Below are 23682 nucleotides of genomic sequence, written 5' to 3'. Positions count from 1 at the left end.
GAAGCATGCCGTATCCCTCGGACATCCATGCGACCGGTCCAAGAGCGGCACAATGGCTCCATGACCGGCAAGCCCCTTTCCAGTTCCGAGTCCGGCCCCACCGGCTCCTCTCGCTCCTCCCGCCCCGCCGTCCCCGGCAGCACCGCGCTCGATCCCGCCGTCGCCGCGCGCCTCAAGCGCACCGCCGAGGGCCTGGTGCCGGCCGTCGCCCAGCAGTACGACACCGGCGAGGTGCTGATGCTCGGCTGGATGGACGACGAGGCGCTGCACCGCACCCTCACCACCGGCCGGTGCACCTACTGGAGCCGCAGCCGGAGCGAGTACTGGGTCAAGGGCGACACCTCCGGCCACGTCCAGCACGTCAAGTCCGTGGCCCTGGACTGCGACGGCGACACCCTCCTCGTCAAGGTCGACCAGACCGGTCCGGCGTGCCACACCGGGACGCGCACCTGTTTCGACGCCGGAGACCTGCCGCTGGGCCAGTAGGCTCCGCTGCCATGGCTGCCACCTCCATCGCTCCGGGGCCCGCTCAGATCCCCGACGCCGACACCTTCCGCGCGCTGGCCAAGGACCGCCGGGTCATCCCGGTCACCCGGCGCTTCCTGGCCGACGGCGACACCCCCGTCGCCCTCTACCGCAAGCTCGCCGCCGAGCGGCCGGGCACGTTCCTGCTGGAGTCCGCGGAACAGGGCCGGAGCTGGTCGCGCTACTCGTTCATCGGCGTGCGCAGCGCCGCCACCCTCACGGCGCGGGACGGCGAGACCCACTGGCTGGGCACCCCGCCCGTCGGCGTCCCCACCGACGGCGACCCGCTGCGCACCCTGCGGGCGACCGTCGAGGCGCTGCACACCCCGCGCGACCTCATCGAGGGCGCCGGGCTGCCGCCCTTCACCGGCGGCATGGTCGGCTACCTGGGCTACGACGTCGTCCGCCGCCTGGAGAAGATCGGCGACCGGCACGGGGAGGGCGACGGCCTCGGGCTGCCCGAGCTCACCATGCTGCTCACCTCGGACCTCGCCGTCCTCGACCACTGGAACGGCACGGTCCTGCTGATCGCCAACGCGATCAACCACAACGACCTGGAGACGGGCGTCGACGAGGCGTACGCGGACGCCGTCGCCCGCCTCGACGCGATGACCGCCGATCTGCACCGGCCCGTCCCCACGCACCCCACCGTGCTGCCCTCCGCCGAACTGCCGGAGTTCACCGCCCGCTGGGGCGGCGCCGACTACCAGGCGGCCGTCGAGGACATCAAGGAGCGCATCCGGGCGGGCGAGGCGTTCCAGGTGGTGCCCTCGCAGCGGTTCGAGACGCCGTGCGAGGCGTCCGCGCTGGACGTCTACCGGGTGCTGCGGGCGACCAACCCCAGCCCGTACATGTACCTCTTCCAGTTCGACGGCTTCCAGGTCGTCGGCTCCAGCCCCGAGGCGCTGGTGAAGGTCGAGGACGGGCGGGCCATGGTCCACCCCATCGCGGGCACCCGCCCGCGCGGCGCCACCCCGCAGGCCGACGCCGCCCTCGCCGAGGAACTCCTCGCCGACCCCAAGGAGCGCGCCGAGCACCTGATGCTCGTCGACCTCGGCCGCAACGACCTGGGCCGGGTCTGCGAGCCGGGCAGCGTCGAGGTCGTCGACTTCATGTCGATCGAGCGCTACAGCCACGTCATGCACATCGTCTCCACCGTCACCGGCCGTCTCGCGCCCGGCCGGACGGCGTTCGACGTGCTCACCGCCTGCTTCCCGGCCGGCACCCTCTCCGGCGCGCCCAAGCCCCGGGCCATGCAGATCATCGAGGAGCTCGAACCGTCCCGCCGCGGCCTGTACGGCGGCTGCGTCGGCTACCTGGACTTCGCCGGGGACTCCGACACCGCCATCGCCATCCGCACCGCCGTCCTGCGGGACGGCACCGCCTACGTCCAGGCGGGCGCGGGCGTCGTCGCCGACTCCGACCCGGTCGCCGAGGACACCGAGTGCCGCAACAAGGCCGCCGCCGTACTGCGGGCCGTGCACGGCGCCGCCCGGCTCACCCGCCCGGGGGCACCGGCGTGACCCCGGCTGCGCGGCCCGCACCGGCGCAGGGGATAGTGGAAGCGTGAGCGCAGCCGTACCCCACCCCCGCACCCGCACCGAGCCCGCCCCCGGCCGGAGCGCCCGGCGCAGCGTCGGCGCCGCCCTGTTCCTCACGGCGGCCGGCGCCGCGCTCGTGCTGCTCGCCGGCGGCCGGACCTGGGTCGAGGGCACGGCGGCGGGCGTCCGCGACGCGGCCCGCGAGCAGGCCACCGGCCAGGACGTCACCGGCCTGCCCGGTGCCCTCGCCATCGTCGGCCTGGCCGCGCTCGTCGCCGTCTTCGCCGTGCGCCGGGCCGGCCGGACGCTGGTCGCCGCGGTGCTGGCGCTCTGCGGCGCGGGCGTCGTCGTGGGCTCCGTCACCGGCGCCTCCGACACGGGGGCCCTGGAGGAGAAGGCCGCCAGGACCACCGGCCTGTCCAGCGCCGCCGTCGAGCACGTCAGCCACACCCCCTGGCCGTGGGTGGCCCTGGCCGGCGGCGTCCTGCTGCTGCTCGCCGGGCTGCTCGCGCTGCGCTACGGCCGGCACTGGCCCGCCATGGGCGGCCGGTACGAGCGCGACGGCAGCCCGCGCCCCCGTCGGCCGCGCCGCGCGCCGGACCCCGAGCGGCCCGAGGAGATCTGGAAGGCCCTCGACCGGGGGGAGGACCCCACCGGCGACACCGCGCCCCGGTAGCCGCCGCCGGGCGGTCCCGGAGCCCGCTCGCCCACGCCCACCCCACGTCGAGACGGTCACGGGCCGTCAGGGACAATGACCGCGAGGGTCATGCGCCGCCCGCAGGCGCGATTCGGCGACCCCCAGCAACGAGGAGTCAAGTCATGTCGGGTCAGGTACACCACGGACAGACCCCGGCCGCCTGGACCGGTGTCATCATTTCCTTCATCGGCTTCTGCGTCGCCAGCGCGTTCATCGTGATGGCCAAGCCGGTCGGTTTCTGGGCCGGTGTCGGCGTCATCCTGCTCGGCGCGGTCGTCGGCGGCATCATGCGCCTCATGGGCCTCGGCCAGGCCCCCAAGATGGGCTCGCGGCCCAAGGCCGAGGCGCAGCCGCAGAACGGCTGACCGGCGGTCCCCGTACCCGTACCGCCCTCGCGCGAAGGCGCGGCCCGGAACCCGTACCGATCGTCCTGATCATCCGTACGGGCGTCCCGAGCCGCGCCTTCGCGCGTTCCGGCGGACACTGGCGGCGTGAGGGAGCCCGCTTCCGGTCCGGGGCCGCGTCCGGGATCAGGCCCGGGACCAGGCCGGCGGCCCGGCTTCGCCCCCGGCCGGGACGCCGCGCCGCCCGTCCGCCGTCCGTCCCCCCGCCGCCCGTCTCTCCGCCGGCTGGGCGCGCCGCTGGGCGTCGCCGCCGGGCTCGGCGCGGCGGCGGCCCTGGTCGCGGCGGTGGACCCGAACGAGCCCGGCCACTACCCCGTCTGCCCGCTGCTGCGCCACACCGGCCTGCTCTGCCCCGCCTGCGGCGGCCTGCGCGGGCTGCACGCCCTGCTGCACGGCGACCTCGCCGCCGCCCTGCGCGCCAACGCCCTCGCCGTCCCGGGCTACGCCGTCTTCGCCGTCCTCTGGGCGGTCTGGTGCGTCCGCGCGGTGCGCCGCGACGGCGGGATGCCGCTGGCCCTGCGGCCGGCGCACTGGTGGGGGGTCGGCCTGCTGGTGCTGGCGTTCACCGTGGTGCGGAACCTGCCCTGCGGGGACTTCCTCACGCCGTGACACCCGGCGCCCGCGACGCCGCCGTCAACCGGATGCGCGACCCGCGGCCGGCGGCAAGTACCATCACAGTGTGCTGGTGGGACGAGTACGAACCGCATCAGCCCAGATCATCCGAGCCCGGAAGGGGGCCGCTCGCGTGAGTGTGCTCGACGAGATCATCGACGGAGTCCGTGCCGACCTCGCGGAGCGGCAGGCGCGCGTCAGCCTCGACGAGCTCAAGGAGCGGGCCGCGAAGGCCCCGCAGGCCAGGGACGGCGCCGCCGCCCTCCGCGGTGAGAACGTCGCCGTGATCTGCGAGGTCAAGCGCTCCAGCCCGTCCAAGGGCGCGCTGGCCGCCATCGCCGACCCCGCCGGGCTGGCCGCCGACTACGAGGCCGGTGGTGCCTCCGTCATCAGTGTGCTGACCGAGCAGCGCCGCTTCGGCGGCTCGCTCGCCGACCTGGAGGCCGTCCGCGCCAAGGTCGACATCCCGGTCCTGCGCAAGGACTTCATCGTCACCGCCTACCAGCTGTGGGAGGCTCGCGCCTACGGCGCCGACCTCGCGCTGCTGATCGTCGCCGCCCTGGAGCAGGAGGCCCTGGTCTCCCTGATCGAGCGGGCCGAGTCCATCGGGCTCACCCCGCTGGTCGAGGTGCACGACGAGGAGGAGGTCGAGCGGGCGGTGGCCGCCGGCGCCCGCGTCATCGGCGTCAACGCGCGCGACCTGAGGACGCTGGAGGTCGACCGCGGCACCTTCGCCCGGGTCGCCCCCGAGATCCCGGACGGCATCGTCAAGATCGCCGAGTCCGGTGTGCGCGGCCCGCACGACCTCATCGCCTACGCCAACGACGGCGCCGACGCGGTGCTCGTCGGCGAGTCCCTGGTGACCGGCCGCGACCCCAAGGCGGCCGTCGCCGACCTGGTCGCCGCCGGCGCCCACCCGGCCCTGCGGCACGGCAGGAGCTGAGGACGGCATGACCGCGTACGCGCGCCTGGCCCGGGGGTGCCGCCCCCGGGGCTGCCGCGCGCCCGCGCGGCGGGTGCGCGGACGCCGCGTCCGCTACCACATCGGGTGCGAGCCCGGACAGATCAACGGGCGCCGATGGCGCGGGACCGCTCCGTAGCAGTCGGTCCCTTCGGCGAGCGCGGGGTGCCTTCCCCCTGCCCGCCGCCTCATCTGTCACAGGAGTACCTCCGTGTCCTCTGAGTTCTTCGTTCCCGACCCCGCGGGCCAGGTGCCCAGCGCGGCGGGCTACTTCGGCGCCTTCGGCGGCACCTTCATCCCCGAGGCGTTGGTCGCCGCCGTGGACGAGGTCGCCGTCGCCTACGAGAAGGCCAAGTCCGACCCGTCGTTCGCCGCCGAGCTCGACGACCTGATGGTCAATTACACCGGGCGGCCCAGCTCCCTCACCGAGGTGCCGCGGTTCGCCGAACACGCGGGCGGCGCCCGGGTGTTTCTCAAGCGCGAGGACCTCAACCACACCGGTTCCCACAAGATCAACAACGTGCTGGGCCAGGCCCTGCTCACCCAGCGGATGGGCAAGACGCGCGTCATCGCGGAGACCGGCGCCGGCCAGCACGGCGTCGCCACGGCCACCGCCTGCGCCCTCTTCGGCCTCGACTGCACCATCTACATGGGCGAGGTCGACACCGAGCGGCAGGCCCTCAACGTCGCCCGGATGCGGATGCTCGGCGCCGAGGTCATCGCCGTCAAGTCCGGCAGCCGCACCCTGAAGGACGCCATCAACGAGGCGTTCCGCGACTGGGTCGCCAACGTCGACCACACGCACTACCTCTTCGGTACGGTCGCCGGGCCGCACCCCTTCCCCGCCATGGTCCGCGACTTCCACCGGGTCATCGGCGTCGAGGCCCGCCGGCAGATCCTGGAGCGCGCCGGGCGGCTGCCCGACGCGGCCGTCGCCTGCGTCGGCGGCGGCTCCAACGCCATCGGCCTGTTCCACGCGTTCATCCCCGACGCGGGCGTCCGGCTCATCGGCTGCGAGCCGGCCGGGCACGGCGTCGAGACCGGCGAGCACGCGGCCACCCTGACCGCGGGCGAACCGGGCATCCTGCACGGCTCCCGGTCCTACGTCCTCCAGGACGACGAGGGGCAGATCACCGAGCCGTACTCCATCTCGGCCGGCCTGGACTACCCCGGCGTCGGACCGGAGCACGCCTACCTCAAGGACTCCGGCCGCGGCGAGTACCGCGCGGTCACCGACGACGCCGCGATGCGGGCGCTGCGCCTGCTGTCCCGCACCGAGGGCATCATCCCGGCCATCGAGAGCGCCCACGCGCTCGCCGGGGCCCTGGAGGTCGGCCGGGAACTGGGCGAGGACGGCCTGATCGTCGTCAACCTGTCCGGCCGCGGCGACAAGGACATGGACACCGCCGCCCGCTACTTCGGCCTCTACGACACCGACGCCGAGGTGGCCGCCGACCGCACCGACACCGCAGAGATCGAGGGGGACGCCAAGTGAGCGGGAACGTACAGCTGTTGGCCGACACCCTCGCCGCCGCGAAGGCCGAGGACCGCGCCGCGCTCATCGCCTACCTCCCGGCCGGCTTCCCGACCGTGGACGGCGGCATCGCGGCGATCAAGGCCGTCTTCGACGGCGGCGCGGACGTGGTGGAGGTGGGGCTGCCGCACAGCGACCCCGTCCTCGACGGCCCCGTCATCCAGACCGCCGACGACATCGCCCTGAAGGGCGGCGTCCGGATCGCGGACGTCATGCGGACGGTCCGGGAGGCCCACGCGGCCACCGGCAAGCCCGTGCTCGTCATGACGTACTGGAACCCCATCGACCGCTACGGCGTGGAGCGCTTCACCGCCGAGCTGGCCGAGGCGGGCGGCGCCGGCTGCATCCTGCCCGACCTGCCCGTGCAGGAGTCGGACCTGTGGCGCGAGCACGCGGGCAAGCACGGGCTGGCGACGGTCTTCGTCGTCGCGCCGAGCAGCAAGGACGAGCGGCTCGCCACGATCACCGCGGCGGGCAGCGGCTTCGTCTACGCGGCCTCGCTGATGGGCGTCACCGGAACCCGCGCGTCCGTCGGCGCCCAGGCCAAGGAACTGGTCGAGCGCACCCGCGCCACCGGCACCGCGCTGCCCGTCTGCGTCGGGCTCGGCGTCTCCGACGCGGCGCAGGCCGCCGAGGTCGCCGGGTTCGCGGACGGGGTGATCGTCGGCTCGGCGTTCGTCAAGCGGCTGCTGGACGCCCCGGACGAGGCGGCCGGGCTGGCGGCGGTGCGGGAACTGGCCGGGGAGCTGGCGGACGGCGTCCGCAAGCGGGGCTGACCCCGGGCGCGGCCCTGGGCGTGGTCCTGGGGCGTGATCCCGGGACGGACCAGGCCGGGTAATCCGTTCGAAGGAACCTGGGACCGGGGGTGCGCTGGGGCGCACCCCCGGTTCGTTGTACGGGGACGTGAACGAGAAGCACAGCGAGGGAAAGCGCAGCGCCCGCGAGCGGCTGCAGGAACAGCGCGAGAAGGACGCCGCCCGCGCCAAGCGCAAACGGGCGTTGATCGCGGGGCTGGCGGTGGTGGGGGTGCTGGGGACCGGCGCCGGGGTCGCGGCCGTGGTCGCGAACACGGGCGGGGAGAAGAAGGACGAGGCGGCCGGCCCGCCGCTGCCGCCGCAGGGGGCCCTCGGCAAGGACGGCTCCACCATCCCGGTCGGCAAGAAGGCCGCCAAGGCCACCCTCACCGTCTACGAGGACTTCCGCTGCCCGGCCTGCGGCCTGTTCGAGAACGCGTACCGGGAGACCGTGCGTGACCTGGAACAGGAGGGCAAGCTCAAGACCGAGTACCACATCGTCACCCTCATCGACCGGAACCTGGGCGGCACGGGCTCGCTCCGGGCCGCCAACGCGGCGGCGTGCGCGCAGGACGTCGGCAAGTTCGCCGCGTTCCACGACGTCCTCTACAAGAACCAGCCGCCCGAGACGAAGGACGCCTTCGCCGAGACCTCCCGGCTGTACGAGCTGGCCGGGCAGGTGCCCGGGCTGAACACCCCCGGTTTCCAGAAGTGCGTGGACGACGGCACGCACGACAGCTGGGTGAAGCAGGCGCACGAGGCGTTCCGGAAGGGCGCCTACAAGGCGACCCCGACGGTGCTGCTCGACGGGAAGAGCGTCTACGGGGACCCCGCGCATCCGCTGACCCCGGCGAAGCTGCGGGAGATGGTGGTGGCCGCCGCCAAGAAGAAGCACTGAGGCGGTTCGGGGGCTCGCGCTGCGTGCGGGGCACGGGGCCCGTTACGCAGCTGTTGTCCCGGGTGGGTTGCCGGTCGCGCGCCCCGGCAGGGTAGCGTCGGTGGTGCCATGAATCTCGCATACATTCCCAGCCCGTCGACCGGCGTCCTCCACCTGGGGCCGGTCCCGCTGCGCGGCTATGCCTTCTGCATCATCATCGGCGTCTTCGCCGCCGTCTGGCTCGGCAACCGACGCTGGGTCGCGCGCGGCGGCCGGGCCGGGACCGTCGCCGACATCGCCGTCTGGGCCGTGCCCTTCGGCCTCGTCGGCGGCCGGCTCTACCACGTGATCACCGACTACGAGCTGTACTTCGGCGAGGGCCGGAACTGGGTCGACTCCTTCAAGATCTGGGAGGGCGGGCTCGGCATCTGGGGCGCGGTGGCGCTGGGTGCGGTCGGCGCCTGGATCGGCTGCCGCCGGCGCGGCATCCCGCTGCCCGCCTGGGCGGACGCCGTCGCCCCCGGCATCGCGGTGGCCCAGGCGATCGGCCGGTGGGGCAACTGGTTCAACCAGGAGCTCTACGGGAAGCCGACGGATCTGCCGTGGGCGCTGAAGATCGACGCGGACCCCGGGATCGGGCGGGTCGCGGGTACGTACCACCCGACGTTCCTGTACGAGTCGCTGTGGTGCCTCGGCGTCGCAGCCCTGGTGATCTGGGCCGACCGGCGCTTCAAGCTGGGGCACGGGCGGGCGTTCGCGCTGTACGTCGCGGCTTACACGGTGGGGCGCTTCTGGACGGAGTACCTGCGGGTGGACGACGCGCATCATGTGCTGGGGCTGCGGCTCAACGGGTGGACGTCGATCCTGGTGTTCATCGCGGCGGTGGTGTACATGGTCGTCTCCGCTCGGAAGGTTCCCGGGCGGGAGGCCGTGGTGGAGCCGGGCGTCTCCGACGCGGCGCCGGACGAGTCCGGTTCGGACGTGAAGGACGCTTCTCCGGCGAAGCCGGCGGATGCTCCGAAGTCTGCGGGTGGGCCTGAGACGGCCAAGAAGCTCTGAGCGGTGGGCTGGGGCGGGATGGGGGTTGCCCCTGTCCCGCCCCTTCCCGTTTCTTGCGGGGGCCGGCCCCCGCACCCCCTGAAACCGCGCTCCGCGCGGTTGTCCTCAAACGCCGGACGGGCTGGATTTCGCGCCCGGGCGCACACTTCAGCCCGTCCGGCGTTTGAGGACGAGCGGCGGAGCCGCGAAAAGGGGGTCTGGGGCGGCAGCCCCAGGAAACGGCGAAAGGGCGGGACCGGGGCCAGGCACAAACCCGCAGGTCAGCGAGGTAAGTTCGGCCTTCCTTGCTAGCGCGGACATGCCACTCGCGCGTACCTTCGAACCGGTAGGGATCAGGGCGCAAGGCCCGCCCCCCCGGCGAAGGAGCAACTCACCATGGCCGTCCTCGACACCGCCGCGGCGACGCACATAGCCCACCGCGACAACCACACGCACCGCGATGTGAACGGCGGCTGGCTGCGCCCGGCCGTGTTCGGGGCCATGGACGGGCTCGTGTCGAACCTCGCGCTGCTGACGGGCGTCGCGGGCGGGGAGGCGTCCTCGAAGACGCTGGTGATCACGGGGCTCGCCGGGCTCGCGGCGGGCGCGTTCTCGATGGCGGTGGGGGAGTACACCTCCGTCGCGTCGCAGCGTGAGCTGGTCCTCGCGGAGCTGGACATCGAGCGGCGTGAGCTGCGGAAACACCCGACCGACGAGCTGGAGGAGCTGGCCGCGCTCTACGAGTCGCGCGGAGTGGAGCCGGCGCTCGCGCGGGAGGTGGCGCGGCAGCTGTCGAAGGACCCGGAGCAGGCGCTGGAGATCCACGCCCGGGAGGAGCTGGGCATCGACCCCTCCGACCTGCCCTCGCCGATGACGGCGGCCCTCGCCTCGTTCGGCTCGTTCGCGCTGGGCGCGCTGCTGCCCGTCCTCCCGTATCTGCTGGGCGCCACGCAGCTGTGGCCCGCGGTGCTGCTGGCGCTGCTGGGGCTGTTCGCGTGCGGTGCGGTCGTCGCCCGGGTGACGGCGCGCAGCTGGTGGTTCAGCGGGCTGCGGCAGCTGCTGCTGGGCGGGGCGGCGGCCGGTGTGACGTATCTCCTGGGTATTGCCTTCGGGACCGCTGTCGGGTGATGCTCTATGCGGGTCACCGCATAACGAACACGCGTCACGAGCGGGTTTCCGCGCGGTTTCAACCCTTCGGCAACAGGGCACATCTTCACAAGCGCCCGTGGGCAGTGCGGCCCGCGCAGTGTGCGCTCCACCCTCGTGGATCTCGTCAAACCTGCCGTGTTGTCCACATAGTGGAATCCATCTTCCACTGTGCGAGAAGCGGGTCATCATGTAACCTGCACCAAATTTCGCGGAGGGCCAGCGTCGTCCCTCGGCACATGCACCGCCATGACTGCCAAGACGACGGGAGCGCCGATGCGTTCTGCATCCCACCCCGCTCAGCAGGGGATGTACGACCCCCGCCATGAGCACGACGCCTGCGGCGTCGGCTTTGTCGCGACACTGACCGGCGAGGCGAGCCACGCCCTGGTGGAACAGGCGCTCACCGTCCTGCGCAACCTGGAGCACCGCGGCGCCACCGGCTCCGAGCCGGACTCGGGCGACGGCGCCGGCATCCTGCTCCAGGTCCCGGACGCCTTCCTCCGCGAGGCCGTGGACTTCGCCCTCCCGGAGCCGGGCGCGTACGCCGTCGGCATCGCGTTCCTGCCCACCGGGGGCGAGGGCGTCTCGCGCATCGAGACGATCGCCGCCGAGGAAGGACTGACCGTCCTCGGCTGGCGTACCGTCCCCGTCGCCCCCGAGCTGCTCGGCAGCGCGGCCCGCGCCACCATGCCGGAGTTCCGGCAGCTGTTCGTGGCCGACGGAGAGAGCAGCGGGATCGCCCTCGACCGCAAGGCGTTCGTACTGCGCAAGCGCGCCGAGCGCGAGGCCGGCGTCTACTTCCCGTCGCTCTCCGCCCGCACGATCGTCTACAAGGGCATGCTGACCACCGGCCAGTTGGAGCCCTTCTTCCCGGACCTGTCCGACCGCCGGTTCGCCACGGCCATCGCGCTGGTCCACTCCCGCTTCTCCACCAACACGTTCCCCAGCTGGCCGCTCGCCCACCCGTACCGGTTCGTCGCCCACAACGGTGAGATCAACACCGTCAACGGCAACCGCAACTGGATGCGCGCCCGCGAATCGCAGCTGGCGTCCGGGCTGTTCGGGACGGAAGGCAGCCTGGAGCGGACGTTCCCGGTCTGCACCCCGGACGCGTCCGACTCCGCCTCCTTCGACGAGGTGCTGGAACTGCTGCACCTGGGCGGGCGTTCGCTGCCGCACAGCGTGCTGATGATGATCCCCGAGGCATGGGAGCACCACGCCTCCATGGACCCGGCCCGGCGCGCCTTCTACCAGTACCACTCCACGCTGATGGAGCCCTGGGACGGACCGGCCTGCGTCACCTTCACCGACGGCACCCTCGTCGGCGCCGTTCTCGACCGCAACGGGCTGCGTCCCGGCCGGTACTGGGTCACCGACGACGGGCTGGTCGTCCTCTCCTCCGAGGTCGGCGTCCTGGACATCGACCCCGCCCGGGTCGTCCGCAAGGGCCGCCTCCAGCCGGGGAAGATGTTCCTGGTCGACACGGCCGGCCACCGCATCATCGAGGACGACGAGATCAAGGCCGGCCTCGCCGCCGAGCAGCCGTACCAGGAGTGGCTGGAGGCCGGGCTGATCGAGCTCAAGGACCTCCCCGAGCGCGAGCACATCGTGCACACCCACGCCTCCGTCACCCGCCGCCAGCAGACCTTCGGCTACACGGAGGAGGAACTGCGCGTCATCCTCGCGCCGATGGCCGGCTCCGGTGCGGAGCCGATCGGTTCGATGGGCACGGACTCGCCGATCGCCGCGCTCTCCGCGCGCCCGCGGCTGCTCTTCGACTACTTCACCCAGCTGTTCGCCCAGGTCACCAACCCGCCGCTGGACGCCATCCGGGAAGAGCTGGTCACCTCGCTGGTCTCCTCGCTCGGCCCGCAGGGCAACCTGCTGGAGCCGACGGCCGCGTCCTGTCGCAGCGTCACCCTGCCGTTCCCCGTCATCGACAACGACGAGCTGGCCAAGCTCATCCACATCAACGCCGACGGCGACCTGCCCGGCCTCAAGGCCGCCACCCTGTCCGGTCTGTACCGGGTCTCCGGCGGCGGCGAGGCGCTGGCCGCGCGGCTGGAGGCGATGTGCGCGGAGGCCGACGCGGCCATCGCCGGCGGCGCCCGGCTGATCGTCCTCTCCGACCGGCACTCCGACGCCGAACACGCCCCCATCCCGTCACTGCTGCTCACCTCGGCCATCCACCACCACCTCATCCGCACCAAGCAGCGCACCCACGTGGGCCTGCTGGTCGAGGCCGGGGACGTCCGCGAGGTGCACCACGTCGCGCTGCTCATCGGTTACGGCGCGGCGGCCGTCAACCCGTACCTCGCCATGGAGTCCGTCGAGGACCTGGTCCGCGCCGGCACGTTCCTCAGCGGCATCGCGCCCGAGGACGCCATCCGCAACCTCATCAAGGCACTGGGCAAGGGCGTGCTCAAGGTGATGTCCAAGATGGGCATCTCCACCGTCGCCTCCTACCGCGGCGCCCAGGTCTTCGAGGCCGTCGGGCTCGACGAGGCGTTCGTCGACACCTACTTCCACGGCACCCCCACCAAGATCGGTGGGGTCGGCCTGGACGTGATCGCCCGCGAGGTCGCCGCCCGGCACGCCAAGGCGTACCCCGCCACCGGCGTCCCCGCCACCCACCGGCGGCTGGAGATCGGCGGCGAGTACCAGTGGCGGCGGGAGGGCGAGCCGCACCTGTTCGACCCGGACACCGTCTTCCGGCTCCAGCACGCCACCCGCACCCGGCGCTACGACATCTTCAAGCAGTACACCGACCGGGTGAACGAGCAGTCGGAGCGGCTGATGACGCTCCGCGGGCTGTTCGCGTTCGCGAGCGACCGGAAGCCCGTGCCGCTGGACGAGGTCGAGCCGGTGAGCGAGATCGTCAAGCGGTTCTCGACCGGCGCGATGTCGTACGGGTCCATCTCCCAGGAGGCCCACGAGACGCTGGCTATCGCCATGAACCGGCTGGGCGGCAAGTCCAACACCGGCGAGGGCGGCGAGGACCCGGAGCGGCTGTACGACCCGGCGCGGCGCAGCGCCATCAAGCAGGTCGCGTCCGGGCGGTTCGGGGTGACCAGCGAGTACCTGGTCAACGCCGACGACATCCAGATCAAGATGGCGCAGGGCGCCAAGCCCGGCGAGGGCGGCCAGCTGCCCGGCCACAAGGTGTACCCGTGGGTCGCGAAGACGCGGCACTCGACGCCGGGCGTCGGCCTCATCTCCCCGCCGCCGCACCACGACATCTACTCCATCGAGGACCTCGCCCAGCTCATCCACGACCTGAAGAACGCCAACCCGGCCGCCCGCATCCATGTGAAGCTGGTGTCGGAAGTGGGCGTCGGGACGGTCGCGGCGGGCGTGTCCAAGGCGCACGCCGATGTCGTCCTGATCTCCGGACACGACGGGGGGACGGGCGCCTCGCCACTGACGTCGCTCAAGCACGCGGGCGGCCCCTGGGAACTCGGCCTCGCCGAAGCCCAGCAGACGCTGCTGCTCAACGGGTTGCGCGACCGGATCGTCGTCCAGGCCGACGGGCAGCTGAAGACCGGGCGGGACGTCGTCATCGCGGCGCTGCTCGGGGCGGAGGAGTTCGGCTTCGCGACCGCGCCGCTCGTCGTCTCCGGGTGCGTCATGATGCGCGTCTGCCACCTGGACACCTGCCCGGTCGGCATCGCCACGCAGAACCCGGTGCTGCGCGAACGGTTCGCGGGCAAGGCCGAGTTCGTCGTCAACTTCTTCGAGTTCATCGCGGAGGAGGTGCGGGAGCTGCTCGCCGAGCTGGGCTTCCGGACGCTGGAGGAGGCCGTCGGGCACGCCGAACTCCTCGACACCGGGCGGGCCGTGGACCACTGGAAGGCGCAGGGGCTGGACCTCGCCCCGCTGTTCCACGTCCCCGAACTGCCCGCGGGCGCCGTCCGGCACCACGCCGTCCCGCAGGACCACGGCCTGGCCAAGGCGCTCGACAACCAGCTGATCAAGCTGGCCGCCGACGCGCTGGACACGGTGGGCGCCGAGGAGGCGCAGCCGGTGCGCGCCCAGGTGCCCGTCCGCAACATCAACCGGACCGTCGGCACCATGCTCGGCCACGAGGTGACCAAGCGGTACGGCGGCGCCGGGCTGCCCGACGACACCATCGACATCACGTTCACCGGTTCCGCCGGGCAGTCGTTCGGCGCCTTCCTGCCGCGCGGCGTCACCCTGCGGCTGGAGGGCGACGCCAACGACTACGTCGGCAAGGGGCTGTCCGGCGGCCGGATCGTCGTCCGGCCGGACCGGGCCGCCGACCACCTCGCCGAGTACTCCACCATCGCCGGCAACACGCTCGCCTATGGCGCCACGGGCGGGGAGATGTTCCTGCGGGGCGCGGTCGGGGAGCGGTTCTGCGTCCGCAACTCGGGTGCGGTCGTCGTGTCGGAGGGCGTCGGCGACCACGGCTGCGAGTACATGACGGGCGGACGGGCCGTCGTCCTCGGGCCGACGGGACGGAACTTCGCGGCCGGCATGTCGGGTGGTGTCGCCTACGTCGTCGACCTCGACCCGCGCAACGTCAACAAGGAACTGGCCGGTGCGGTCGGGGCTTTGGACGCCGCCGACGCGCGGTGGCTGCACGGCGTGGTGCGCCGCCACCAGGAGGAGACGGGATCCACTGTCGCGGCCGGCCTCCTCGCCGACTGGGACGCGGCGGTGGCGCGCTTCCGCAAGGTCGTCCCGCCCACGTACCAGGCAGTGCTCGCCGCCAAGGACGCCGCCGAGCGAGCCGGTCTCTCCGAGACCGAGACCCACGAGAAGATGATGGAGGCGGCGACCCATGGCTGATCCGAAGGGCTTCCTGACCACCGGGCGCGAGGTCGCCCGCACCCGTCCCGTCGAGGAGCGCGTCCGCGACTGGAACGAGGTGTACGTCCCCGGGGCGCTGCTGCCGATCATCAGCAAGCAGGCCGGCCGGTGCATGGACTGCGGCATTCCGTTCTGCCACAACGGCTGTCCGCTGGGGAACCTCATCCCCGAGTGGAACGACTACGCGTGGCGCGGCGACTGGCGGGCGGCGAGCGAGCGGCTGCATGCGACGAACAACTTCCCCGAGTTCACGGGGCGGTTGTGCCCGGCGCCGTGCGAGTCGGCGTGTGTACTGGGCATCAACCAGCAGCCCGTCACCATCAAGAACGTCGAGGTGACGATCGTCGACAAGGCGTGGGAGGCCGGTGACGTCACCCCGCAGCCGCCGGAGCGGTTGTCGGGCAAGACGGTCGCCGTCATCGGCTCCGGCCCGGCCGGGCTCGCGGCAGCCCAGCAGTTGACCCGGGCGGGTCACACGGTCGCGGTGTACGAGCGCGCGGACCGGATCGGCGGACTGCTGCGGTATGGCATCCCCGAGTTCAAGATGGAGAAGCGGCACATCAACCGGCGCATCGAGCAGATGCGGGCCGAGGGGACGAAGTTCCGCACGGAGGTCGAGATCGGGCGCGACGTCGACGCGGCGAAGCTGCGCGGGAGGTACGACGCGGTCGTCGTGGCGGCGGGAGCGACGACGTCGCGCGATCTGCCGGTTCCCGGGCGGGAGTTGCGCGGGATCCACTTCGCGATGGAGTACCTGCCGGTCGCCAACAAGGTGCAGGAGGGCGACTACGTGGCGCCCACCATCACGGCGGAGGGCAAGCACGTGGTGGTGATCGGCGGGGGTGACACGGGTGCGGACTGTGTCGGGACCGCCCACCGGCAGGGCGCCCTGTCGGTGACGCAGCTGGAGATCATGCCGCGGCCGGGGGAGGAGCGGTCGGCGGGGCAGCCGTGGCCGACGTTCCCGATGCTGTACAAGGTCACCTCGGCGCACGAGGAGGGCGGGGAGCGGGTCTACTCCGTGTCCACGACCCACTTCGAGGGCGACGAGGACGGTCACGTCCAGTGGCTGCACCTGGTGGAGGTGGAGTTCAAGGACGGCAGGCTGGAGCAGAAGCCGGGGACCGAGCGTCGTATCCCGGCGCAGCTGGTGACGCTGGCGATGGGCTTCACGGGGACGGACCGCGCGAATGGTCTCGTGGACCAGCTCGGCCTGGCCTTGGACGAGCGCGGGAACATCGCCCGTGACGGCTCGTACGCGACGAACGTGCCGGGCGTCTTCGTGGCCGGCGACGCGGGGCGTGGCCAGTCGCTGATCGTCTGGGCGATCGCGGAGGGCCGCTCGGCGGCACGCGCCGTCGACCGCTACCTGACGGGGGCGAGCACGCTGCCGGCGCCGATCCGGCCTACGGACCGGGCGCTGGCGGTCTGAGGCGCTTGTTGCTGATCGTGACGTCCGTGCTCCCGATGTCGGCCGGGGGCACGGACGTCGCGTTTACGCCGAGTTGGCGGTGGGCCGTGGCCGAAAGGGGTGCCGGTGCTGGCGTCGGTGCGTTGTGCGGTGGTCGTATCGCATGTGTCTGATCGACAACGGCTCTCATGGGAGGCACGACATGCGACGGCTGACGACAGCGGCCACGGTCCTGGTGCTGGCGGCGGGCATCGGCCTGACCGGCACGGCGGGAATGGCGAACGCGGCGCCTGCCGGGACCACCGCCGGGCCTGCGTGCCCGACGGGCTGGGGCAGCGCGGACAAGTCGTCGGAGGGGCACGAGTACCGTGCGCTGAAGAACATCCGCACCGGCAGCCACGAGTGTTACGACCGCATCGTCTTCGACCTGGGAAGCGCGGCGTCCGGGCTGGGGTACCGGGTCGGGTACGTGAACGAGTTCCGCCAGGACGGCTCGGGCGACCTGATACCGGTCAAGGGCGGCGCGATCCTTCAGGTGTACGTCAACGCCCCGAGCTACGACGCGAGCACGGGGCAGCGCACTTACCCTGGCCGCGGCCGCCAGCCGCTGCCGGGCGTCGACCTCACCGGCTACCGCACCTTCCAGGACACGAAGTTCGGCGCGAGTTTTGAGGGGCAGACTCAGGTGGCTGTGGGGGTACGGGCCCGGCTGCCGTTCAAGGTGGAGCAGGTGGGGGACAAGTTGGTGGTGGATGTGGCGCATAGCTGGTGAGGTGGGGTGTGGTGGGCGCGACGGGGTGGGTGCTGTGGCGGCTTCGCCGGACTCTCGGGAAGTGAATGAAAATCCGGGTCAGCCCGGGTAAAACCGCAGGTGGCGAAGTGTGCTCCCCGCGCACGCGGGGGTGGCCCGCGCCCCGCCATGCCGACGACCGCGATGTCGGTGTGCTCCCCGCGCACGCGGGGGTGGCCCGGTCAGCGACATTGTTTTCAGCGGTGAGCGGCCGTGCTCCCCGCGCACGCGGGGGTGGCCCCGGTCACCTGGAGTGGATCGGCGAGCGGGCCTCGTGCTCCCCGCGCACGCGGGGGTGGCCCCCACGCCGAGCCGTCGACCTCGGACGATTCGGTGTGCTCCCCGCGCACGCGGGGGTGGCCCCCGCCGGTGGTGGTCGGCCCGCTGATAGCGTCGGTGCTCCCCGCGCACGCGGGGGTGGCCCGAGACCACGACCATGTTCGTGGAGGACAACGTGGTGCTCCCCGCGCACGCGGGGGATGGCCCGGACTCCCGGACGAAATCCGCGTCGGTGTCCGTGTGCTCCCCGCGCACGCGGGGGTGGCCCGATGAGCCTCAGCATCAGGACGTCCGCGGCGACGTGTTCCCCGCGCACGCGGGGGTGGCCCGTGGGCGGACCCGGTGGTGCCGGTTGAGGTGCGGTGCTACCGCGCAAGCGGGGGCGGGATACCGTCACGATTCCGCGCACGCGAGGTGGCCCGATGGTGAACTTTCACGGGTGCCGCAGCTGGTGGTGGGCCAAATACGCCCCCGACAGGCGTACGGCCCGGCCCGGGTCATCCGGGTTCGCTTCCGGGCGGCGTTTGGTGTCCAGGTGGGCGCAGACCTGGCAGCCCGGGACCGGGGCGGGCATCGCTCGTGGGCCGGAGGAGTGGGGGAGGGGGATCAAGGGGCGGAGGGGGACGTGGGGGCGGGGCATCAGCATGCGGGGCTCCCCGAGTCGGTGTGCTCTCGTGCGGGCTCGGGGGTCGATGTGGTGGGCGGGGGCCGCAAGCGGGAGCCGCGGCTTTCCGCTACCTCCAGGGCGTCGCGCAGACATTCACACAAGAGGGCTGCTGCGCAGCGGAGTTCGGCCTCCGGGGCCGACGGGTCGTCCAGGATCTCCTGGGCGTGTGCCAGAAGGTCCGCGGCTGCGGCGAGGCGGAGCGACTCCACGCCGTCGGCCAGTCGGGACACGTGCCCCGACCGGGTGTCCGTGAGCAGGAGGCACGGTTTCGCGTCCTCCGTCGTCCAGGGCAGGACCCGGGCGGTCGTGTGCCCGTATGCGGCGTCGGCGAGGGCATGGCGTCGTTGCCGTTCCTCGTCGGTCCTGTGTGTCACCTGCGGTCCTTTCTCGTCGCGTCCGGATCGACGAGGGGACCGTATGGGCGGCTCGTCCCCGGCACCATGGGTCTGGCGGGGCACTTCGCGGAAGGAGCCGCGGGATGTACTCCGTTCCGTGGTGGTTACCCGGCGACCCCCAGGTGGGCGGCCATGTCGCGCATGTCCTGGGTGAGCGTGCGCTTACGGGTCTTGAGGATGTCGCTCATGATGTAGCGGGCCATGGGCTGGTGGGTCAGCCAGGCGCCCGACGCGCGGCGGAGCTGCGTCAACTCGTTCATCGCGTCCTGGTGGGACTTGAGCAGGACGTGGGCGCGGGCCACGTCCAGGCGGTGGCGGCCCCAGTTGGCGGGGTCGGGCCTGCCGAGGTGGGCGGCGGCCCGGGAGCTGAGGACGCCCTCGTCGGTCCGGCGGAGGACGCCGCGCGCGTCACCCATCAGGGAGAGGTCCTCCACTGCCTTCACCTCCGTGGTCACGGGACCGAATCCGGCCCAGTGATCGGGGAACGACATCCTCTCGGAGCCCAGCGCGCTGGAGGCCGTGCCGGCCATCCGGCGGGCCTCCCGGGCCACGTCGGGCCGGTTGTTGCGGATGGACGCCGATGCCACGCGGAGCCAGAGTTCGCCCCACACGGCGAGGCGGGCCGGAGACGCCTCCGACATGCGCGGCTCGATTTCCTGCGCCGTGAGCGCCGCGAGCTCCTCGCACTCGTCGAAGCGGTCCTGCCGCAGCAGGAGCCAGCACAGCCCCACGACGCCCGTCGCCGCGAGCTGCGTCCTGTCGTCCTCGCGGGCGATGCGAATCGCTTCCACGAGAGCGTGGTAGGCCATGTCGTACTGCCGCACCTGCGTGAGGTACTTGCCGGTGAGCAGGAGCGTATGGCACCGCACCTCCACGGCCTGGCGCTGCTCCTCGCCCTCCAGGCAGGCGACCGCCGCCTCGGAGCTCCGCAGCAGCTTCGGGAGGCGCTTCGCCACCGCTCCGTACTGGTCCGCCCAGTACAGCGCGTGTCCTTCCTGGACGCCTCGGCGCAGTGCCGAGAGCTCGCCGGCTTCGGCCGGTCCGGGTGCCCGGACCGTCAGGCCGACGGCGGGCATCAGCGCCTTGCGCAACTCCAGCAGGTAGCGCCGGTTCGCCTCGTCCGACGGGCCGAGCACGGGTTTCGGCGCCTCCGTCGCGAAGAGGGCGGACGTGGTCACGCCCAGCGCGCGGGCCATGGCGTGCAGCGTCTCGACGCGGGCGTCCCCGCCCTGTTCCACCTTGCGCACCGTGCTCAGCGAGAGGTCGGCCGACTCGGCCAAGCCCTCCTGGCTCAGACCGGCAGCACGCCGGTACTTCCTCACGTTGTCGGCCAGACCTGAGGACATGGGCTCACCATCCTTCCCAGCGTCAGCGTAGGGGGTGCCGCGTGCCGCGCAAGGTCGCGGCCGAGGCCCGCAAACCCCCTATGGCAAAGACAAGTTGCACTCGCGGGGCGCGCGGGAGGGTGGCGGGCGCCTGTGCGCTCGCACGTTCAGGTGAGGGGTGTTGATCAGACGGTCATATCCCTTGCGGCGAGCCCTATGCAGGACGCATGGATGAACTCCCCGCCCTTGACGCCCCCGACGGCCAACCGGCCGTCTCGCGACGACAGTTCGCCGTCGCCGCCGGTGCGGCCACCGCTGCCGTCGCCGCGCTCGGTGTGCCCGCCGCCGTACCGGCGGAAGCCGCCGTGCCCGCCAAGTCCACCGCCGACTGGGACACGTGCTTGGAAGTGGCAAGAGCCCTGCTCGTGGTCGACGAGCACGACCGGCCGCTGGTCCCCGAGTACAAGAAGATCCTTGACGACGGGCTGCCGCGCACCGGGAAGAAGGCGGGGCGGAAGGTGCTCGTCGTGGGCGCCGGGCCGGCCGGGCTGGTGGCGGCTTGGCTGCTGAAGCGGGCCGGGCACCACGTGACGCTGCTGGAGGCCAACGGGAACCGGGTCGGCGGGCGGATCAAGACGTTCCGTAAGGGTGGGCACGAGCACGCGGTGCAGCCGTTCGCGGACCCCCGGCAGTACGCCGAGGCCGGGGCCATGCGCATCCCGGGCAGTCACCCGCTCGTGATGAGCCTGATCGACGGGCTCGGGGTGAAGCGCCGGCCCTTCTACCTCGTGGACGTGGACGGGCAGGGCAAGCCCGTCAATCATGCCTGGCTGCACGTCAACGGGGTGCGGGTACGGCGTGCCGACTACGTCAAGGATCCTCGGAAGGTCAACCGGTCGTTCGGCGTTCCCCGGGAGCTGTGGGACACGCCGTCGTCCGTCATCCTGCGGCGCGTGCTCGACCCCGTCCGCGACGAGTTCAGCACTGCCGGGGCCGACGGTAAGCGGGTCGACAAGCCGATGCCCGAGCGGGTGAAGGGGTGGGCCCGGGTCATCCAGAAGTACGGTGACTGGTCGATGTACCGGTTCCTCACGGAGGAGGCCGGGTTCGACGAGCGCACCCTCGATCTCGTCGGGACGCTGGAGAATCTCACGTCCCGGCTGCCGCTGTCGTTCGTGCACAGCTTCATCAGCCAGTCGCTGATCAGCCCGGACACGGCGTTCTGGGAGCTGGTCGGCGGCACCGCGTCGCTGCCCGACGCGCTGTTGAAGAAGGTCGACGACGTGCTGCGGCTCGACCGGCGGGCGACGCGCATCGAGTACTGGTCGCCGGACCGGACGGGAGCCGACCGGGCGACACACGTCCGCGAGGGCGGCCCGCACGTGTGGATCGACACCGTGTCGGAGGGCCGGGACGGCAAGGTCGTCCGCGAGCAGTTCACCGGCGACCTCGCGATCGTCACCGTGCCGTTCACGGGGCTGCGCCACGTGCAGGTCAGCCCGCTGATGTCGTACGGCAAACGGCGCGCCGTCACCGAGCTGCACTACGACAGCGCCACCAAGGTGCTGCTCGAATTCAGCCGGCGCTGGTGGGAGTTCACCGAGGAGGACTGGAAGCGGGAGCTGGAGGACGTGCGGCCGGGGCTGTACGCCGCGTACCGGGACGGCAAGGCGCCCGCCGACGGCAGTCTCCTCGGCACCCACCCCTCCGTCCCGCACGGCCACATCAGCCAGGCCCAGCGCGCCCACTACGCCGCCAACTACTGGGAGGGGCGCGACCAGCCCGAGGCGGCGCACATCGTGGGCGGCGGGTCGGTCTCCGACAACCCCAACCGGTTCATGTTCAACCCCTCCCATCCCGTACCCGGCAGCGAGGGCGGCGTCGTCCTCGCCGTCTACTGCTGGGCCGACGACGCCTCGCGCTGGGACTCCCTCGACGACGAGGCCCGCTACCCGCACGCCCTCTGCGGGCTGCAACAGGTCTACGGACAGCGCGTCGAGGTCTTCTACACCGGCGCCGGCCGCACCCAGAGCTGGCTGCGCGACCCGTACGCGTACGGCGAGGCGTCCGTCCTCCTGCCCGGCCAGCACACGGAACTGCTCGGCGCCATTCGGGAACCCGAGGGCCCGCTGCACTTCGCGGGGGACCACACATCCGTCAAACCGTCCTGGATCGAGGGCGCCGTCGAATCCGGCGTCCGGGCGGCGCTGGAGGCGCACCTCGCCTGAAGGGGGGGCGCGGGCGGCTGGGATCACGGCAGCCCCTGCCGCCCGCCGCCCCCGAGGTGAGTTCTTGCGGAACACCGCCCTCCGCCCGCACGCGACGCTGCCCGGCCCGTACGACGCCGGGACCGTCCTGGCGACCACCGTCGACGCCCGGGGCAACGCCCTGTGGCTGCTCTGCCCGGACGCGGAAACTGTACGGAAACCGTACGGGCCGTCGTACCCCAAGCCCCGCCGGTACCCCTACGACGCCCTGCTCGTCAGCAGCGACGGCACGCCCCCGGTCGAACGCACCCTGGATCAGCCCTTGATGGAGAAGAAGAGGGTGTCCTGGGTGTACCAGTCGAGCCGCTCACGGGCCCATATCCAGTTGTCGTGTTCTTCGTCCAGCATGTCGATCAGAACCCGGACGTCATAGGTGAGATCGGGGTCGATCCGGTCCAGGACGCGGCGGTAGGCGTCGGCGGCGGGCTTGGCCTTGGCCAGCGGGAGTCGGCCGAAGTCCGGGGAGCCGTCCATGGGGTAGGGGAGGCGGAAGGGGATGCCGTCGGGCGGTCCGGCGAAGAGGTACCCGTGGGGCAGCAGGTCGGCGTCCACGCCCAGACGGCGGAGCTCGTCGTCCAGCAGGCCGAAGAAGGTGGAGGGCTTGGAGTACGAGCCCAGGTCGGCGGGGTCGGAGGCGTTGGCGTCGATGATGTGCTGGAGCGCGGTGTAGTAGGCGTTGGCCGCGTACTCGGCCGTCGAGTCGGCGTGGCCGGCTATGAGGTGGTCGAGGGCGTCGGGGACGGTCAGGCCCCAGTCGATGTCCTGGCGTTCGAGCCGGAGTTGGTGGGCCTGCGCGCTTTCGCGCATGGCGGCGAGGTGGTCGCGCTGGTCGGCGGAGAGGCTGTCCCCGGCGCCGAGGAAGGCCACGACGTGGGCTTGGTCCGCGGTGCTGTACGAGATGATCCGGCTCATGGTCGTCATCCTGTCACCCGCCACTGACATCGCCGGACCGGGCGGGCGCGGGTGGCCGCTGAGCGGCCGACGGACCGCGCGGTTATCGTTCTCGCCATCCGGACGGGGGAGAGCCGGCGGGGAAAGACCTGGAACGACGGGGGAGAGACGTGAGCGAGCGCCTGGGGCCGATCGAGCGGGTCGACGGCCGGTGGGTCGTCGGGGACACGGAGTGGGAGAAGCGGCCCCACCTGGAGTTCGGGGCGGGTGGGGTCCTGCGGCACGAGCCGGGGAAGGACGGGCCCGAGCCGGTCCCGTGGGGCAGGTTCATGGACCTGCACCTGGCGGCCACGTACACCAGGCTGGAGTCCTCGACGACGCTGGCCGTGCTGTCCGGCGGGAAATACCTGGGCCGGCGCACCTGCTCCCTGCACGGGACGCTGCGGCATCCCTACGAGCCGTGGGTCGCCCCCTACGGCCACCACGCGCGGCGCTACGGCACCAGCGAACTCGTCCTCGCGCAGTTCCTCGTCTCGCTGGCCTTCGAGGCGGGACCGGCCCGGCGGCTCGGTGATCCCCGGTGGATGGCGGAGGCGGTCGGACGGCTGGCGCCGCTGCGGGTGCGCAAGCTGTCCGCGGCGCGGGCGGCGGTGGCGGAGGTCGTCCGGGACCTCGGCGGGCCCGCGGAGTGA

At 72.4% G+C, this 23682-nt stretch carries 20 protein-coding genes and 1 CRISPR repeat array; of the genes, 17 read left to right on the top strand and 3 right to left on the bottom strand.

Annotation, left to right across the window (positions count from 1 at the left end; all coding sequences use genetic code 11):
• The first annotated feature begins 60 nt into the window (after nt 1–60).
• The 15 genes from hisI to J7W19_RS07875 all read left to right on the top strand — a co-directional run bounded on the left by hisI (nt 61) and on the right by J7W19_RS07875 (nt 17148).
• Nucleotides 61–486, top strand: a complete 426-nt coding sequence (gene hisI, locus J7W19_RS07940) for a phosphoribosyl-AMP cyclohydrolase (RefSeq protein ID WP_004949704.1) — start codon at nt 61–63, stop codon at nt 484–486.
• A gap of 11 nt (nt 487–497) precedes the next feature.
• Nucleotides 498–2048 carry an anthranilate synthase component I gene (locus J7W19_RS07935; RefSeq protein WP_004949706.1) on the top strand — a complete coding sequence of 517 codons (1551 nt, stop codon included), beginning with the start codon at nt 498–500 and terminating at the stop codon, nt 2046–2048.
• Between the two features lie 43 nt (nt 2049–2091).
• Nucleotides 2092–2742: a TIGR02234 family membrane protein gene (locus J7W19_RS07930; RefSeq protein WP_004949709.1), complete on the top strand. Its 651-nt coding sequence runs from the start codon at nt 2092–2094 to the stop codon at nt 2740–2742.
• A gap of 143 nt (nt 2743–2885) precedes the next feature.
• Nucleotides 2886–3128, top strand: a complete 243-nt coding sequence (locus tag J7W19_RS07925) for an HGxxPAAW family protein (RefSeq protein ID WP_004949711.1) — start codon at nt 2886–2888, stop codon at nt 3126–3128.
• A gap of 126 nt (nt 3129–3254) precedes the next feature.
• Nucleotides 3255–3776 carry a DUF2752 domain-containing protein gene (locus tag J7W19_RS07920; protein ID WP_004949713.1) on the top strand — a complete coding sequence of 174 codons (522 nt, stop codon included), beginning with the start codon at nt 3255–3257 and terminating at the stop codon, nt 3774–3776.
• Nucleotides 3777–3912: 136 nt separating this feature from the next.
• Nucleotides 3913–4722 (top strand): indole-3-glycerol phosphate synthase TrpC, encoded by an 810-nt coding sequence (gene trpC / locus J7W19_RS07915; protein ID WP_004949715.1) that lies wholly within the window; start codon nt 3913–3915, stop codon nt 4720–4722.
• Nucleotides 4723–4729: 7 nt separating this feature from the next.
• Nucleotides 4730–4879, top strand: coding sequence for a tryptophan biosynthesis modulator TrpM (gene trpM, locus J7W19_RS33775; protein ID WP_411848829.1), 150 nt, complete (start codon nt 4730–4732; stop codon nt 4877–4879).
• A gap of 72 nt (nt 4880–4951) precedes the next feature.
• Complete coding sequence (gene trpB / locus J7W19_RS07910) at nt 4952–6235, top strand: tryptophan synthase subunit beta (RefSeq protein WP_004949717.1); 1284 nt, start codon at nt 4952–4954, stop codon at nt 6233–6235.
• A complete protein-coding gene (gene trpA / locus J7W19_RS07905; RefSeq protein ID WP_004949719.1) occupies nt 6232–7050 on the top strand; it encodes a tryptophan synthase subunit alpha in 819 nt (272 codons plus the stop codon). The genes trpB and trpA overlap by 4 nt, the downstream gene beginning before the upstream one ends.
• A 127-nt stretch (nt 7051–7177) precedes the next feature.
• Nucleotides 7178–7966 carry a thioredoxin domain-containing protein gene (locus J7W19_RS07900; protein ID WP_004949722.1) on the top strand — a complete coding sequence of 263 codons (789 nt, stop codon included), beginning with the start codon at nt 7178–7180 and terminating at the stop codon, nt 7964–7966.
• Nucleotides 7967–8074: 108 nt separating this feature from the next.
• Nucleotides 8075–9004: a prolipoprotein diacylglyceryl transferase gene (gene lgt, locus J7W19_RS07895; RefSeq protein WP_004949723.1), complete on the top strand. Its 930-nt coding sequence runs from the start codon at nt 8075–8077 to the stop codon at nt 9002–9004.
• Nucleotides 9005–9379: 375 nt separating this feature from the next.
• The gene (locus J7W19_RS07890) at nt 9380–10111 is read left to right on the top strand and encodes a VIT1/CCC1 transporter family protein (RefSeq protein ID WP_004949726.1); all 732 of its coding nucleotides are present in this window, start codon (nt 9380–9382) and stop codon (nt 10109–10111) included.
• 294 nt (nt 10112–10405) lie between these two features.
• Nucleotides 10406–14944, top strand: coding sequence for a glutamate synthase large subunit (gene gltB, locus J7W19_RS07885; RefSeq protein WP_004949727.1), 4539 nt, complete (start codon nt 10406–10408; stop codon nt 14942–14944).
• The gene (locus J7W19_RS07880) at nt 14937–16397 is read left to right on the top strand and encodes a glutamate synthase subunit beta (protein WP_004949729.1); all 1461 of its coding nucleotides are present in this window, start codon (nt 14937–14939) and stop codon (nt 16395–16397) included. Before gltB ends, J7W19_RS07880 begins: the two co-directional genes overlap by 8 nt.
• A 181-nt stretch (nt 16398–16578) precedes the next feature.
• Nucleotides 16579–17148, top strand: a complete 570-nt coding sequence (locus tag J7W19_RS07875; protein ID WP_004949731.1) for an AMIN-like domain-containing (lipo)protein — start codon at nt 16579–16581, stop codon at nt 17146–17148.
• 109 nt (nt 17149–17257) lie between these two features.
• A CRISPR array of direct repeats spans nt 17258–17774; the repeat unit is 28 nt; unit sequence GTGCTCCCCGCGCACGCGGGGGTGGCCC.
• A gap of 310 nt (nt 17775–18084) precedes the next feature.
• Here the strand turns inward: J7W19_RS07875 and J7W19_RS07870 are convergent.
• The gene (locus J7W19_RS07870; RefSeq protein WP_004949732.1) at nt 18085–18486 is read right to left on the bottom strand and encodes a hypothetical protein; all 402 of its coding nucleotides are present in this window, start codon (nt 18484–18486) and stop codon (nt 18085–18087) included.
• 125 nt (nt 18487–18611) lie between these two features.
• A complete protein-coding gene (locus tag J7W19_RS07865; protein WP_004949734.1) occupies nt 18612–19853 on the bottom strand; it encodes a helix-turn-helix transcriptional regulator in 1242 nt (413 codons plus the stop codon).
• Nucleotides 19854–20059: 206 nt separating this feature from the next.
• On the opposite strand from J7W19_RS07865, the gene J7W19_RS07860 reads away from it, so the two are divergent.
• Entirely contained in the window at nt 20060–22060 is a 2001-nt protein-coding gene (locus J7W19_RS07860) for a flavin monoamine oxidase family protein (protein WP_004949736.1), read from the top strand.
• A gap of 294 nt (nt 22061–22354) precedes the next feature.
• On the opposite strand, the gene J7W19_RS07855 is transcribed toward J7W19_RS07860, so the two are convergent.
• Nucleotides 22355–23011, bottom strand: a complete 657-nt coding sequence (locus tag J7W19_RS07855) for a DUF7691 family protein (protein ID WP_004949738.1) — start codon at nt 23009–23011, stop codon at nt 22355–22357.
• Between the two features lie 149 nt (nt 23012–23160).
• On the opposite strand from J7W19_RS07855, the gene J7W19_RS07850 reads away from it, so the two are divergent.
• Nucleotides 23161–23682, top strand: coding sequence for a hypothetical protein (locus J7W19_RS07850; protein ID WP_004949740.1), 522 nt, complete (start codon nt 23161–23163; stop codon nt 23680–23682).

It is taken from the genome of Streptomyces mobaraensis NBRC 13819 = DSM 40847 (genome assembly GCF_017916255.1).
GTDB classification, from domain to species: domain Bacteria; phylum Actinomycetota; class Actinomycetes; order Streptomycetales; family Streptomycetaceae; genus Streptomyces; species Streptomyces mobaraensis.
The sequence above is the reverse complement of the archived record's forward strand: the minus strand, read 5'-3'. Positions and strand labels throughout refer to the sequence as shown.